Source organism: Micromonospora endophytica (assembly GCF_003236305.1).
Classification (GTDB): Bacteria; Actinomycetota; Actinomycetes; order Mycobacteriales; family Micromonosporaceae; genus Micromonospora; species Micromonospora endophytica.
Genome location: NZ_POTX01000150.1, coordinates 1 through 14,992 on the forward strand (window position 1 = coordinate 1; position 14,992 = coordinate 14,992).

11 protein-coding genes and 1 pseudogene are annotated in these 14,992 nt (G+C 70.3%); 8 read left to right on the forward strand and 4 right to left on the reverse strand.

Features of this window, described 5'->3' with window-relative positions; all coding sequences use genetic code 11:
- The 3 genes and pseudogenes from C1I93_RS31695 to C1I93_RS20165 form a co-directional block, all read left to right on the forward strand.
- Nucleotides 1-1,049, forward strand: a pseudogene (locus C1I93_RS31695) (hypothetical protein); the annotation flags it as partial.
- Between the two features lie 291 nt (nt 1,050-1,340).
- Nucleotides 1,341-2,381 (forward strand): hypothetical protein, encoded by a 1,041-nt coding sequence (locus C1I93_RS20160; RefSeq protein WP_111244862.1) that lies wholly within the window; start codon nt 1,341-1,343, stop codon nt 2,379-2,381.
- Nucleotides 2,378-3,892 (forward strand): choice-of-anchor X domain-containing protein, encoded by a 1,515-nt coding sequence (locus C1I93_RS20165; protein ID WP_146603538.1) that lies wholly within the window; start codon nt 2,378-2,380, stop codon nt 3,890-3,892. The genes C1I93_RS20160 and C1I93_RS20165 overlap by 4 nt, the downstream gene beginning before the upstream one ends.
- A 55-nt stretch (nt 3,893-3,947) precedes the next feature.
- On the opposite strand, the gene C1I93_RS20170 is transcribed toward C1I93_RS20165, so the two are convergent.
- Entirely contained in the window at nt 3,948-5,447 is a 1,500-nt protein-coding gene (locus C1I93_RS20170) for a thrombospondin type 3 repeat-containing protein (protein WP_146603539.1), read from the reverse strand.
- 130 nt (nt 5,448-5,577) lie between these two features.
- Between C1I93_RS20170 and C1I93_RS20175 the strand changes: the two genes are divergently transcribed.
- A complete protein-coding gene (locus C1I93_RS20175; RefSeq protein WP_111244865.1) occupies nt 5,578-7,035 on the forward strand; it encodes a LuxR family transcriptional regulator in 1,458 nt (485 codons plus the stop codon).
- Nucleotides 7,036-7,083: 48 nt separating this feature from the next.
- Here C1I93_RS20175 and C1I93_RS20180 read toward each other — a convergent pair whose 3' ends face one another.
- The 3 genes from C1I93_RS20180 to C1I93_RS20190 are packed head-to-tail and all read right to left on the reverse strand — an operon-like array spanning nt 7,084 to nt 10,708.
- A complete protein-coding gene (locus C1I93_RS20180) occupies nt 7,084-8,007 on the reverse strand; it encodes a carbohydrate ABC transporter permease (protein WP_111244866.1) in 924 nt (307 codons plus the stop codon).
- Nucleotides 8,004-9,032: an ABC transporter permease gene (locus C1I93_RS20185; RefSeq protein WP_111244867.1), complete on the reverse strand. Its 1,029-nt coding sequence runs from the start codon at nt 9,030-9,032 to the stop codon at nt 8,004-8,006. The genes C1I93_RS20180 and C1I93_RS20185 overlap by 4 nt, the downstream gene beginning before the upstream one ends.
- Complete coding sequence (locus C1I93_RS20190; RefSeq protein WP_111244868.1) at nt 9,032-10,708, reverse strand: extracellular solute-binding protein; 1,677 nt, start codon at nt 10,706-10,708, stop codon at nt 9,032-9,034. Before C1I93_RS20190 ends, C1I93_RS20185 begins: the two co-directional genes overlap by 1 nt.
- A gap of 236 nt (nt 10,709-10,944) precedes the next feature.
- On the opposite strand from C1I93_RS20190, the gene C1I93_RS20195 reads away from it, so the two are divergent.
- The 4 genes from C1I93_RS20195 to C1I93_RS20210 all read left to right on the forward strand — a co-directional run bounded on the left by C1I93_RS20195 (nt 10,945) and on the right by C1I93_RS20210 (nt 14,990).
- Nucleotides 10,945-11,394 (forward strand): NUDIX domain-containing protein, encoded by a 450-nt coding sequence (locus C1I93_RS20195; protein WP_111244869.1) that lies wholly within the window; start codon nt 10,945-10,947, stop codon nt 11,392-11,394.
- A gap of 127 nt (nt 11,395-11,521) precedes the next feature.
- Complete coding sequence (locus C1I93_RS20200; protein WP_111244870.1) at nt 11,522-12,334, forward strand: SAM-dependent methyltransferase; 813 nt, start codon at nt 11,522-11,524, stop codon at nt 12,332-12,334.
- An 81-nt stretch (nt 12,335-12,415) separates the two neighbouring features.
- Nucleotides 12,416-13,933, forward strand: coding sequence for a gamma-glutamyltransferase (locus C1I93_RS20205; protein WP_111244871.1), 1,518 nt, complete (start codon nt 12,416-12,418; stop codon nt 13,931-13,933).
- 37 nt (nt 13,934-13,970) lie between these two features.
- Nucleotides 13,971-14,990, forward strand: coding sequence for a phosphotriesterase family protein (locus C1I93_RS20210; RefSeq protein WP_111244872.1), 1,020 nt, complete (start codon nt 13,971-13,973; stop codon nt 14,988-14,990).
- The last annotated feature ends 2 nt before the right edge of the window (nt 14,991-14,992 follow it).

The window sequence follows — 14,992 nt, forward strand, 5'->3', positions numbered from 1 at the left end:
GGGTGGCCCCCGCCCGCCCGGTCACCGTCGCCGGCGCCCGTGACCTGGCGCTGCGCGTCATCGTGCCGCCGAACACGACCGGAACCCGGTTCGGTGTCAGCGTCGTCGGCCCGGACGGCCGCCGTCATCCGCTCGGTGAGGTGCGGCTGGACGGCTTGCCCGGCACCGGGAACACCACCTCTTACTGGGCCCAGGAGGTGCGGGTGCCGCTGCGCGGCGCGCCCGACCGGGTGGCCGCCATCGAACTCACCCCGCGTACCGCGACGGGCCAAGCCTGGCTGCTCGACGCGTGGGGCTGGCAGCCGGGCACCCCCCGCCCGGGCGCGGCCAACCCGGCGCGGGTCGACATCGGCACCCTGGAGGTGGTCGAGGGCGACTCCGGCACCAGGACGTACGAGATCCCGGTGACCGTCACCGGACGTGCCGGTGGTGTGCTCCGGCTGTTCCTGAACGACGGGCAGAGCTGGCCGATCACGTCCTGGCTGGTCACCGTCCGACCCGGCCAGCGCAGCATCCGGGTGCCGATCGAGATCACCGGCGACACGCTGTGGAACTACCCGGAACGGCACGCCCTGTCGGCCAAGGCGGAGCGGGGTCTCGTGGTCGGCAGCTTCGTCGGCGGGATCGTGACCCGCAACGACGACCCGGTGCCGACCCTCACCGTCGAGTCCGCCTCCGTCCGGGTCGCCGAGGGTGAGACGTTTACCTGGCGGATCTCCGCCTCGGCGTACACCGAACGGGGTATCTCCCTGGGGGCCTGGCCGCTGGCGCCGGCCACCGGGGTGGAACTCTCCACCGCCGACGTCGACCCGGACTGGTTCGCCGAGAACGCCTGGGGCCAGCCGGTGGAGCCGGTCCGGCCACTGTCGCAGACCTGGCTGGGGGTGTTCGGGTTCATCGAGCCGGACGCGACCACCATTGAGCTGACCGTGCCGACCAGCACCGACTCCCTGACCGAGCCGGACGAGATCATCGAGCTGCACTTCGACCAGATTCCGGACGAGCCGTCGCCGGGTGAGGTGCTGACCGGCGTGGTGACCGCCAACTGACGGGACACCGGGGTCCGCCGGTGGCGTTTCCGTACGCCGTCCCGGACCCCTCCCGCCGCCCGGCCACGGGCCCAGCGTCCATCCGCCGACAGTTCGAAATTGTCGCTCCGTCCGTATGCGACGATGACACCGGCTGACCCCGGCCGGGCGCCAGAAACGCGGTGAACTCCCATTTTCTGTTTCCCGTCACCCTGCCCAGGCGGGGTGACGGGAAACGGCATGCGGTGGAGCCGACTGGCGCACGGTCAACCAATTGTCATCGCACAATTGTTGCTAAAGGGGACGGACGACGTGACCGATCATCTGAAGAATGTGCCGGTGTCCCGGCGGGACATCATCCGGGTCTCCGGCGGCGGCACCCTCGCGGCCGTCGCGCTCGGCTCGCTCGGCGTGGGCGCGCCAGCAAGCGCGGCACCGACAGGCTCGCCACCGGCGGGCCCGACATCGACAGCCGGCGGCATCGGCTCCGCCCCGGCCAGCGCCGCGGCCGGGACGCGGATCCGGTCCACCGGAGCCGACCTGCTGATCCGCGACGGTTCGCCGCACTGGTGGCTCAGCCCGGACATCTGGGTGGTGCCCGGCACCGACCCCAACGGCGTACCCGGCACACCGGCCGCCGGCGACGTGGCCTACGTCTGGGCGCGGGTGCAGAACACCGGCGGGAAGGACGCCGTCGGCGTCCAGGTGCGGTTCTACTGGGGCAACCCGTCGGTGCAGATGTTCTACAGCACCCTCAACCCGATCGGCACCGCGTACGCCGACATCGACGCGGGCGACACCCAGGAGGTGCTCTGCCTGGTGCCGTGGAACGTGGTGACCGTCAACAACGGGCACGAGTGCCTCGTCGTCGTCGCCACCCTGCCCGGCGATCCCGCCCTGCCCGACGCCGTCGACCCGGTCGGCTACCCGAACGTGGCCCAGCGCAACCTGACGCTGCTCGGGGCGGAGCAGGAGGACTTCAAGCTCACCCTGACCGTGCAGGCGGCGAAGCGGGTGCCGAAGAAGGTCCGGATCAGCGCCGCGATCGGCGGCGAGCTGCCGAAGGACGCCCTGTACACGCTCGGGTTGACCGAGCGCAGGCCGGTCGACAAGACGCTCGTCGAGATCGGCTTCTCGACGAAGCCGATCACCGATCCGGCGGACGGGGTCGGTGAACCGGAGCTGACGATCGAGGTGCCGGCCGGCCGCAGCGTGCCGGTCCACCTCACCGTACGCGGCGGCACCGAGTTGGCCGCCGGGGAGTACCAGCTCGTGGAGGTTCTCGAACAGGACGGTGACCGGGTGCTCGGTGGCATCTCCTTCGCCGTGGTGGCCGGAAGGAAAGCCCGATGAGCCCGACCCCGATGGTGGTGGCGACCCGACCCTTCGCCATCGAGCCGCTGACCAACGTCATGCTCCCGGACGGCATCTTCGACAACGCGCTCTACCAGCTCCGCATCGCCTGCCACTACACCAACACCTCCGGCGTCGACCTGACGAACGTCACCCTCTATCTGGAGAGCGTCGGCGACCCGGGAATCGTGGTCACCGGGCAGACGTACACCTTCGCCCGGATTCCGGCCGGCGCTTCGGTGCTGGTCTCCTGGGCGGCCAACTTCCAGCACGCCGTACCCGGCAAACCGCTTGTCAGTTTCGTGGCGCGGGCCGACGGCCACACCTCGGCCCGTACCATCCGGCAGATCTTCGTCTCCCAGACCCGGTACGACCAGGCCACCGACACCTACTCGGTGACGATCCCGGAGGGGCGGCTGGAGCTGTCCAAGCCGACGGTCATCGCGCCGTCGAAGGACCAGGTCTGGTTCCCGGGGGAGAAACCCGGCGACAACAAGGAACGGCCACCGTGGACCGGCCCGTACGTGCCGACCGGCTGCACCCTGGTCTGGGTGCCCAACCCGGCGTATGCAGGTACGCACGGCGAACTGCCGTTTGACGACCCGTGGTGGAAGGTGCTCGGCTGGATCGTCTTCGTCATCGCCGCCCTGGTCGGGATCATCGCCGCGGCCGTCGGCGCCGGCACCTTCAACGTCGGTGTCAAGGGCAAGTTCGACGAGACCGAACCCGGGCTCGGCATCGAGTGCTGCTCACCGGCGCCCGGTGGTGGACTCAAGGGTGGCGTCACGGTCGCCGGGGTGGCCGGGGTGATCGCCTCGGTCGCCCTGGCGGTGGGGCTCGCCGACGACGCCGATCCGCACTGGCGGGGGCAGGCGGCGACACCACCTGCGCCGGGCGAACTCACCACCGCCGAGGAGGTCCAGGCCCGCTGGCGGCTGCTCGACGAACCGCACGCGGGGCGGGCGTACCGGACCGACGTCACCTGGGAGTACCAACGAATCACCACCGGCAAGACCTACCGGTACGGGGTGTCCGAGCAGCAGACGAACGTGCACGTCACCGAGGACGTCAAGATCGTCACCCCGGACACTGTCGCGTCGCCGGGACAGCTCTGGGTCCGGGCCACCTTCGTCCGCCCCGGCGCAAAGCCCTACCAGGGGCCGGAGCTGTACGCGTTCGCCCTGTTCCGCGCGCCACAGGGGCTCTACTTTCTGGTGCCGCTGACCGACGACGGGGTCGGTTTCGACGCGCGCGCCGGCGACGGTGAGTACACCGCCGGGCTGCACCTACGGGAGGCGCTGCCGGAGCTGAAGAAGGCCGGCCAGGAGCCGTACGGGATCTGGAAGGTCTTCGTCTTCGCCCAGGACGTCAACCTGGTCCCGCCCGGCACCCCGGCGGAGATCGCCGCGCAGACCATCGGCGGCTTTTTCGTGGCCAGCGCCATCCAGCTCACCTTCGATCCCCAGCAGCCCTGTCCGCTTGAGGCGCAGGGCAGCATCAAGGTCGTCTGACCAGGGCAGGACGGGCGGGCAGGTGTCACACCTGCCCGCCGGTCCTGGCCACCGGTCAGCAGAGACCGCCGCAGCCGCCGGTGGTCGGTGGCGGCCCGCTGAGCCAGGGCTGGGCCAGGCCGGGCACGTGTTCCGGCTGGGCCCCGGTGATCCGCGGCTCGGAGAAGACCGTGTTGTACGCGTTGGCGGTGTCGTCGACGTAGATGATGCCGGTCAGCTTGTTCTCCGGGATGGTGCCGTCGGCGTACCTGGGCGTCCAGTTCCGCACCGGCGTGATGTTCGTGCCGAGGATCCGGGTGAACCCGTCGCTGCCACTGAGGATGGAGACCACGTCACCGGAGTAGTCCGGGTTGACGTATCCGTGGTCCTCGGGGTCGCCGTGGCCGCTGCCGTCGTCACCACCGTCACCACCGTCACCACCACCACCACCACCGTCCTCCCCGTCGCCGTTGCCGCCACCGCCGGGGGAGGAGTCGTCCGGATCGGTGTACCACATGTTGATGCCGTCGTCGCAGCTCCCGTTGGCGTCGCAGGTGGTGATGGTCTGGCTGCCGGAGGTGTACGTCGAGCTGTTGAAGACGACCGACTCCATGTGGATCGTGCCGACCGCCTTGCCGTCCTCGTCGTAGACGTAGTAGATCGTCTCGAGCCAGGTGTCCAGCTTCCCCTTTGTGGAGTGGGTCTTCGAGGTGGTCTCGCTGACCAGGCGTCCGTGCTCGTCCCAGACCTTGGTGCTCTCCTCGATGTAGAGGTCGCCCGGCTCACCCCGCTCCTCGTACTGGTGCAGGACCGTGTTGCCGCGCGACCCGTCGGCGTTGAAGTGCTCCCGCGTCGACCCGCCCGGCACCAGGTCCACCACGTCCCGCGACCCGTCGGCGTAGTGCAGCTTGTAGTCGAAGTCGTCGAACCAGCCGCCCCGCTCGGTCTTCACGACGCCGCCGTACGCGGCCGGACTCTGCCCCGTCACGCCGGGCTCGTACTCGACGAAGTGCGAGTCGAACGGGGTGACCAGGCTGTTCAACAGGGGGCCGCCGACGGTTTGGGAGTTCTTGCCCCGGCCGATCGCGACACCGTCGCGCTGCACCGACAGCTTCAGCTCCTCGAACTGCTTCAGGTCGATGCCCAACCGGCTGTAGGTGTCCGTGCGGACCGGCATCGCGAAGATCCCGAGGGTCGGCAGGTTCGTGGTCTCCTCCCTGATCTTGAGGACCTCCTCCGGGAAGGCGATGAAGCTGCCGCGTCCGTACGAGAAGGTCGGCAGCTTGTTGACCGATGCCAGTTCCACGGCCACCTGGAGGGTCGGTGTGCTTGTCGGGTCCCGGTGGTCGGTGCCGGCGGCCAGCTCGTCGGCGTCGCTGAAGCCGTCCCCGTCGCTGTCGACCACCCGCCAGGAGAGGTAACAGCCGGTCGGGTCACAGAACCGGGCGTACGACAGCTTGGTCCGCTGGGATGGCTTCTCCGCCGACGCGGCGGTGCCGACGGTGGTCAACCCGACAGGTATGGCGAACAGGACGGCGACGATCGACGCCACCCGCTTGCGAGTACGAAGGATCATGGGCCGTACGGTCGCACCCGGCGGGCCCGGTCTGGAGAACTGAGTCAGCAACCAGTCGGGTCGCCGGCCGACCTGGGAAAAACCCCAGCTAGGGTGTGGCTGCTGCACCCGCCCGACGAAGGTGACGGACGTGGACATCGACCGGCGCGCCTACGGGCCGGAGGACGCCGACCACCTGCTGGCCGCCGCCGACCGCGCCGGTGACCCGCTGACCGCGGTCCGACTGGTGGCCGAGGCGTTCCTCGCCGTGTCCCGTACCGCCGAACCGGCGACCCTGCCGCCGCTGCTGCGCCGGATGGCCACGCTGCGGACCCGCGCGGTGCCGCCCCGGCCCGAGGTCGAGTTTCTCTGTCACGCGGTCGCCTGCGCGGTCCGGGCTCGGACCGGCCAGCGGATGTCCCGCCGCGACCAGGACGACACGCTGCGGCTGTTCACCGCGGCACTGGCCGGCGACCCGCTGTATGTGGAGTGCGCGATGGTGGCCACGTTGAGCGCGCTCCGACCCGACCAGGTGCGACCGAGCTTCGCCCACCTGATCGAACCATGGCTGGCCGACGACGGCGTCGACCCGGCGCGCCGGGCCCGGTTCACCACCATGCTCGGCATGGGTGACGCGTGGTCCGGTGACCTGCTGCGGGGCCGGGCGACGCTGCGCCGCGCCCACGGGTACGCCGTCGAGGCCGGCCGGCTCGACCTGCAGGCCGAGATCGCATCCTGGCTGGCCAAGTGCGAGGCGCTCTGCGGTGACCTGGCGGAGTCGCGTCGCCAACTGGACGCGGCGCGGGTGCTCGCGGCCCGGTCAGGTTCGGCGTGGGTGGGTTTCCACATCGCCGAGTGCGCCGCCGCCCTGCATCTGGCCAGTGGCGACGTCGAGGCGTGGGTCGGTGTGGTCGGTCGGCTCGTCGACTCGGCGGTCGGCGCCAACTCCGGCCTGGTCTTCGAGCACCGCTGCGAACTCGCCACCCACCACGCGCTGCGCGGTGAGACCGCCACCGCGCAGGCCATTCTGGAGACCATCCGGGAGCCGTCCCTGGACTGGCCGGGCGCGCCGGCGCTGCCGGCCTGGCAGGCGTGGATCACGAGCCCGCAGGACCCGGCGGCGATGGCCTGGCTCGAACGCGCCCTCAACGGGCTGAACCGGCCGGTGGAGCGGCTGTCGCGGGCCCGGCTGGCCTGGCTGCTCGGTGCCCAGCATGCCCGTCTCGGTCGGCGGGTCGACGCGATCCGGCTGCTGGAGTGGGCCAGCAGCGAGTACGCGGCGACCGGCGCGGCCGGTCTGCTGGCCCGGGTGGCCGTCGACCTGCACGCGGTCACCCGCACCGCCGACGCGCCGCCCGGCGGTGCGGTCGAGGTGCGCGGGGAGCCGAGGCGGCGGGCTGGTGCGGCGGCCGAGGTCGAGGGCCCGGACGCCCGGTTGACGGCGACCGAGCGTCGGGTGGCGGCCGCCGTGGTGGACGGGCTCAGCAACCAGGAGATCGCCGGGCGGCTGGCGGTGTCGACCAAGACGGTCGAGTTCCACCTCGGCAACATCTACCGCAAGCTCGGCGTCCGCAACCGGGCCGAACTCGTCCGGCAGCTGTTGCGCTGAGGCCGGCCGGCACGGGTCGCCTGGCGCGTCGACCCGTGCCGCCGTCGGTCAGCCCTTGATGGCACCGATCAGGACGCCCTTGACGAAGTGCCGCTGGATGAACGGGTAGACGGCGACGATCGGGGTGACGGTGACGATGACCACCGCCATCTTGATCGCCTCGGTGGGTGGCATGGTGACCCCACTGCTGCCGCCGGAGGTGTTCGGTGCCTGTCCGGCCAGCAGGTAGCTCTGCAACACCCGCTGGATCGGGTACATGTCGTTTCTGTCGATGAAGAGCACGGCGTCGAACCAGACGTTCCAGTAGGCGACCGCGTAGAAGAGGCCGACCACCGCGATCACCGCCCGGGACAGCGGCAGGACGATCCGGGCCAGGGTGCGGAAGTCGTTGGCGCCGTCGATGCGGGCGCTGTCCAGCAGTTCCTGCGGGATGCCCTGGAAGAAGCCCCGGACGACGACCAGGTTGAACACGCTTATCGCGGGCGGCAGGATCAGCGCCCAGATGGTGTCCTTGAGTCCCAGCCCGGTGACCACGAGGTACTTCGGCACCAGCGGCGGATAGATCAGGAACGGCAGCAGGAAGTACGCGAGCAGCCACCGGTAGCCCACCGAACGCGGCCGGGACAGGCCGTACGCGGCGAGCACCGTCACGGTCAGCGCGATGGCGGTGCCGATCACGGTGACCAGGGTGCTGATCCACAGTGCCCGGGTGACGGCCCCACCGGCGAAGATGGTCTCGTACGCCGAGGTGTCGATGCCCTGGGGGATGACCACCAGGCCGCCGGCGGCGGCGATGGTCTCGCGGCTGGAGAGGCTGGTCACCAGGATCACCCAGAGCGGGAAGAGCACGCTGAGCACGAGCAGGCCGAGCAGCACCGCCTTGCCGGCCTGGCCGACCGGTGTGGGCTTCTCCTCCCACACCGGCCGGTGGTGCCGCGCTGCGGGCCGCTTCCGCGCGATGGTGACTGTCATCGTGAGTAGATCCCTCGTTCGCCGAGCAGGTGGGCGACCTTGTTGGCGGCCAGGATCAGGCAGAGCCCGATGGCGGCCTTGAACAGGCCGGCCGCGGCGCCGTAGCCGTAGTTCCCGGTGGCGATGGAGAAGTAGTAGACGAAGGTGTCGAGCACTTCGGCGGCTTGCCGGCCGACGGCCTCGCGTTGCAGGAGGAACTGTTCGAAGCCGACGGAGAGCGCGTCGCCCAGCCGCAGGATGAGCAGCAGGATGATCACCGGTCGCAGGCCGGGCAGGGTGATGTGCCACAGCCGGCGCCACCGTCCGGCACCGTCGGCGGCCGCCGCCTCGTAGAGGTTCTGGTCGATGGTGGAGAGCGCGGCCAGGAAGACGATGGTGCCCCAGCCGACGTCCTTCCAGACCGCCTCGGCGGTGACCAGGATGATGAAGGTGTCCGGGTTGGTCATGATGTTCCACGGCTGCATGCCGGCTTCGCGCATGGTCTGCGCGAGCAGGCCGGCGCCGCCGAACATGGCGACGAAGAAGGTGACCACGAGCACCCAGCTGAAGAAGTGCGGCAGGTAGACGACGGTCTGGATGAAGCCGCGCAGTCGGCTGGACAGCAGGTTGTGCAGCGCGATCGCCAACAGGATCGGCAGTGGGAAGAAGAAGACCAGCTGGAACGCGGTGATCGCCAGGGTGTTGCGGAACGCGCTCCAGAAGGCGGGGTCCTCGAAGAGGAGTTGGAACTGCCCGAAGCCGATCCAGTTGCTCTGGACGAACGCCTCCAGCGGGTTGCTGCCGAGGTAGGGGTTGTAGTCCTGGAAGGCGATGACGTTGCCGAGGATCGGCACATAGCTGAAGACCAGCAGGATGAGGAAGCCGGGCGCGACCATGGCCAGCAGTTGCCAGTCGCGTCGCAGCCGGGCCTTCAGCGGGACGCGGCGGCGACCGCTGCGGCGTGCGGGGGAACCAGGCGGTGGGGTCGCCCCGCCGGGCCGGGCCTGGTCGGTCCCGGCCTCGACGGGGGCGTGACTGGTGCTCATCAGCCAGCCTTGGGTAGCGATTCCGCGAGCAGGCGTCGGGCCTCCTCACCGCCGCTGGACTTCCATTCCTGCACGATGGTCTCGACGTCGGAGATCGGTCGGCGGCCCCGTAGCACGTCGTTGAACTTGTCCTCGGTGGGCACCTGGTTGGCCTTGTAGGCGGCCGGCATCTCCAGCTTCACGCCGTTCCAGGGGTCCTTCTCCAGGTATTTGACCATCTCGTTGGAGTAGGTCAGCAGGTCCTGGACGTAGTTGGGGGTGTCCGGGAACGGACCGATGGTCGGGTTGCGGCCGCTGATGAAGAAGTACTGGTTGACGATTTCCTTGAACGCCAGGTCGGTCTTGCGGGGGCCGTTCGGCGTCGGGGTGTGGTGTTTGCCCTCCACCCCGTAGTCGCGTAGCTGCGCCTCCTGGCTGCCCAGCGGCGCGGAGCACCAGTTGATGACGCGCAGCAGTTCCTCGACGCGTTCCTTGCCGACGCCCTTCTTGACGAAGGTGAACGAGATCGGCTCGTCGTCGCCCCAGACCAGCGGGTCTCCGCCGCTGGCGGAGAAGATCGGGATCGGCTGGATGTTGAGCTTCGGGTTGACCTTCTGGTATTCGGCCTGGGCCGGCTGCCACATGCCGGTACCGGCCCGGGTGAAGGCGATCGCGCCGTTCTTGGCGAAGAGCTGGGCGCTGTCCGCGCCTCGGCTGGCGATGATGTCCGGGTGGACCAACCCGTCCTGGTAGATCTTGGCCATCACCTCCAGCGCCTGGCGGAACTCCGGAGTCTCGTACTTGAACTCCGGGGTGCCGTCGGAACGCAGCCGCCAGCCGCCCTTGGAGCCGGGCACCTTGTGGTACATCTGGATCATGGCGAAGACGTCGTCGAAGGCCCACACCTTCTTCGCCGGGTCGGTGATCTCCTTGGCGATCGCCAGCAGCTCGTCGAGTGAGGTCGGCACGGTCAGGCCGCGGGCGTCCAGCAGGTCCTTGCGGGTGAACATCACCCACGGGAACGGGCCGTCGGTCGGGTTGGGCACCGCCGCGAGCCGTCCGTTCCAGATCGAGTGCCGCCAGGCTCCGGTCGGGAATGCGGCGAGCATCGGGTAGGCGTTGGCCGCGTCGCCCTTGAGGTAGTCGGTGAGATCCTCGAAGAGCACGCCGATGGCCTCGGCGAAGCGCGGGATCTTGTCCACCTCCCAGCCCGGCACGCAGAGCAGCTCCGGGACGTCGCGGCCGCCGAACATGGCGTTGAGCTTGTCCGCGTACGTGTTGCCGTCCTGGATGGTGAAGTTGACCGGGACGCCCAGCTCCGCGTTCACCGCCTCCAGGTAGGCGCTCTGGCCGAGACCGGGTGGCGCGGGACCCCACTGCGGGGTCATCGCGCTGATCTCCTTGCCACTGCTGCCCGGCTTCTCGGTGATCAGGTCGACGAGATTGCTCGGGTATTTGGTGTATCCGTCGGGCACCGGGCGGGTGCCGACGATGTCGGGCGCGATGCTCTGGGCCAGGTCCTTGTGCGCGGGCAGGATGTCGGCGAAGGCGTCGAGGTTCTGCGCGGTGCCGCTGCCGGCCGGCTTCTCGGAGCAGCCGGCGAGCAGGGGACCACCGGCCACAGTCGCCGCGCCCAGGCCGACCAGGCCGAGGAAGGAGCGGCGGCTGCTCCTCGCGCCGGAGTGCTGATACGTCATTGGTCTCCCTTCGAGAAGGGGTGTCTGTCGCGAACCGACGCACGCTAGTGCGCGACTTCGTCTGGATGCTAAACAAACTAATCGACGGCCGTGACGGCCACAAGGGCCGGAGGCCCGGACCCGCCGCATCACGAGGTGACCCCCGCAGATCAGCGGCCGTCGACCGACCGGTGAGCACTGACGCCCGCCGGAGCGGCTGCCCCCACGCGGCGTACCGGCAGCGGTAGGGTGCGACGATGCCGTTCGAGCCGTTCCGGGTAGCCGCCGCTGTCTACGGCATCCTGCGCGACTCTCAGGAGCGGATCCTGCTGTTGCGCCGAGCCGGCACGGACTACCGCAACGGGCAGTTGAGCCTGCCGGCCGGGCACCTGGACGGCGGCGAGGATGCCGTCTGCGGGCTCGTTCGGGAACTACGCGAAGAGCTGGACATCAAGGTCGCCCCGCGCGACTGTCAGCTTGCTCTGCTCATGCACACCCCGCCCGAGGACGCCGACGACTGGGAGTACCTCCACCTTTTCTTCATGGTGGCCAGTTGGGTTGGTGATCCCCGCATCGCCGAGCCGGACAAGTGCAGCGAGTTGCGCTGGGTCGACTTCGCGGCCAGGCCGTCCGACCTGATCGACTATGTGGCGGTGGCACTGGACGCGATCGGGCGCGGCGACCCACTCGTGGTGCACGGGTGGTAAGGGAGTCCCCCCGCGCGGCCAGCCACTGCCGCGCAGTGCCCGCCTCCTCGATGGGAATTGCGCCGGGCGGGTCCTAAGCTTGCGGGTACTCGACGTTTGTCCAAACGAGACTGAGGTGCGAATCGTGATGGACGGTACCGCCGTGGCCGGCGGCGAACAGGGCAGGCCCACCCTGGACACCGGAGTGCCGCAGACAGCGCGGATTTGGAACTACCTGCTCGGCGGCAAGGACAACTTCGCCGCCGACCGGGAGGTCGGAGATCAGATCATCACCAACCTGCCGCACCTGGCGCAGAACGCGCGGCTCTCCCGGGCCTATCTCACCCGGGCGGTGCGCTACCTGGCCGGCGAGGCCGGGGTCCAGCAGTTCCTCGACATCGGCACCGGCCTGCCCACCGCCGACAACACCCACGAGGTGGCGCAGTCGGTCAACCCGCAGGCGCGCATCGTGTACGTCGACAACGATCCGTTGGTGCTGACGCACGCCCGGGCGCTGCTGGTGGGCACGCCCGAGGGGGCCACCGACTACATCGACGCGGACATCCGGGACCCGGAGACCATCCTGCGGGAGGCGACGCGCACGCTGGACCTGAGCCAGCCGGTGGCCCTGATCCTGATGGGCATCCTGGGTCACATCGAGTCCGACGCCGACGCGAAGTCGATCATCGACAGCATCATGGCCAGGCTCCCGTCCGGCAGCTACCTGGCGATGTACGACGGCAGCGACACCAGCGAGGCGGTCACCGAGGCGGTGCGGATCTGGAACCTCTCCGCCAACCCGAAGTACCACCTGCGCAGTCCGGAGCGGATCGCGGCCCTCTTCGACGGCCTGGAGCTTGTCGATCCCGGCGTCGTCTCGGTCACCCGGTGGCGTCCGGTCGACCCGGACCCGCTGCCGGCGGAGATCGATCAGTACTGCGCGGTGGGCCGCAAGCCGTAACCGGACACCTCCCGCACCTCGCAGTATTGGATCCAGTCATGTTAGCTTTGGATCCCGTTCTGGTGGAGCAGGGAGGCCGTCATGAGGGTTGCGCTCGCCGCGCCGCATCACGAGGCGGTCCGGGCCGGTGAACGGGCCGTCGCGGCAGGCGGCAACGCCCTCGACGCGGCTCTCGCCGCCGCGTGCACGCTCACCGTGGTGTACCCACACCAGTGTGCGCTCGGCGGCGACCTGATCGCGCTGGTCCGGTCGCCCGCCGGCGAGACGACGGCGGTCGTCGCGGCGGGCACCGCCCCACACGGCATCGACCTGCTGTCGCGGAACTGGTCGGCGATGCCGCGCCAGGGTGTGCACGCGGTGACGGTCCCGGGTGTCGTCGCCGGTTGGGGGGAACTGGCGCGGCTCGGCGCGCGGTTGCCCCTCGACCGGGTGTTCCACGACGCGGCGGAGATCGCCCAGGACGGTACCCGGGTGAGCGCGGGCCTCGAACGCGCGCTCGACACCCGCCGTGAGACGGTGCTGGCCGATCCGGGACTCCGGTCGGTCTTCGCGCCCGACGGGCAGCCACTGCGTTCCGGGGCCCTGCTGCGGCAGCCGGCGCTCGCGGCCACGCTGCGTCGGCTCGCCGTCGATCCCCGTGACCTGTACGAGGGGGCAAGCGCGCAGGCCCTGGTACGGCTGCTCCAGGCTCGTGGCGGTGCCCACACGCGCGAGGATTTCGCCGGCTACCAGCCGGAGACGTGCCCCGCCGTGACCCGCGAGATCGCCGGGCAGGTCTGGTCGGTCGCGCCACCCCCGTCCGTCGGGGCGATCCTGCTGGGCGTGGCCGGTGCGGTGCTCGACGGAGTGGGCGAACCCCATCCGGCGCGGTTGCTCGACGCCAGTCTGCGCGGTGTCGCCGCCCGCGCCGCCTGGCTCGGCGACCCCCGCACCGGACCGGCCGACCTCGCGGCGCTGCTGCGGCTCGACGCCGGGACCGATGCCGGCGGCCGGTCCGAACCACCCGCCACCGGTGACACGGTCGCGGTGGTGGCCACCGACGACACCGGCTGGAGCGTGACGCTGGTGCAGAGCGTCTTCCAGACCTTCGGGGCCGGGCTGCTGGAGCCGGAGACCGGCATCCTGCTGCACAACCGGGGGGCCGGATTCAGCCTCGACAGGCACTCACCGGCGCGACTGGTGCCGGGTGCGCGACCTCCGCACACGCTCTGCCCGGTGATCGTCGACTGCGCCGAGGCAACGGTGGTCGCCGGTTGTCAGGGGGGCCGGGCCCAGCCGTGGATCCTGGCCCAACTACTGCCCGCCGCGACGGACCTGAACCAGCCGCTCGACCAGGTGCTGGCCCGGCCACGGTGGGTGGTCGGCGACGTCGACCTGGGCCACACCGCACTGACCCTGGTGGCCGAGCCCGGTGTCGGCGAGGAGGTGACGGGTGCCGCGCGGGCCGTCGGCCTGCCGGTCGACTGGTTCCCCGCTCAGGCCGACGCCGCCGGGCACGTCCAGATGGTGCGGGCCGGTCCGGGGCGTACCGCCGGGGTGTTGCAGGCCGCGAGTGACCCGCGCGCCGACGGCGCGGCCGTCGTCGTCTCCCGACCGTAGGTATCGTCGTTTCCCGACCGTAGGTATAAGGACAAACATGCCGATCCAGACGGTCCTCGGACCCATCGCGCCGGAGCAACTCGGCCCGACCTCGATGCACGAGCACCTGCTCAGCGACCTGAGTCTCTGGTCCAAGCCACCCCGGGAACTGCCGCCGGCGGACGTGCCGATGGGGCCGGAGCTCGCGGCGTACCTGCGGTGGAACGCGTTGTCGCTCAAGGAGAACCTGATCCTCGACGATCCGCGGGTCGCCGCGGAGGAACTCGCCCACGTCCGCGCGGCCGGTGGCTCGGCCGTCGTGGAGCTCACCCTGGAGGGGATGGGGCGGCGGATCGGGGAACTGCCGGAGATCTCCCGTCGGGCCGGGGTGCACGTCTGCGTCGGAGCGGGCTTCTACGTCGAGGAGACGATGCCGGCCCAGGTGCGTCAGGCGGGCGTCGACGACCTCACCGAACTGCTCGTGGCCCAGCTCACCGACGGCATCGGCGACAGCGGCATCAGACCGGCACTGCTCGGTGAGATCGGCACGAGTTGGCCGATCACCGCCGCCGAGTGGCGGATGGTCCGCGCGGCCGGGCGGGCCGGGGCCCGCACCGGGGCCGCGGTCTACATGCATCTGTCCTTCCGTGGCTCGGGCGGCACCGCCGTGCTGGCCGCGTTGCTGGAAGAGGGCATGCCCGCCGACCGGGTGATCATCGGTCACCTCGACGAACGGTGGGACCGCGGCTACCACCGGGAGGTCGCCCAGGCCGGCGCGATGCTCGGCTACGACACGTTCGGCTCGGATTTCTACTACGGCTCGGCCGCGCTGCGGAATCCGACGGACGCCGAGCGACTCGACATGGTCGAGTGGCTGCTCAGCGAGGGCTTCGGTGCCCAGTTGGTGATCGCCGCCGATGTCTGGACCCAGGCCAACCTGCGCCGCAACGGCGGCAACGGCTACGACCACCTGTTCCGGCGGATCGGCCCGGCCATCGCCGACCTCGCCGCCGGTGCCCCCGGCATCGTCGACACGATCATGGTCGACACCCCCCGCCGCCTACTGGACCGCCCCTGACC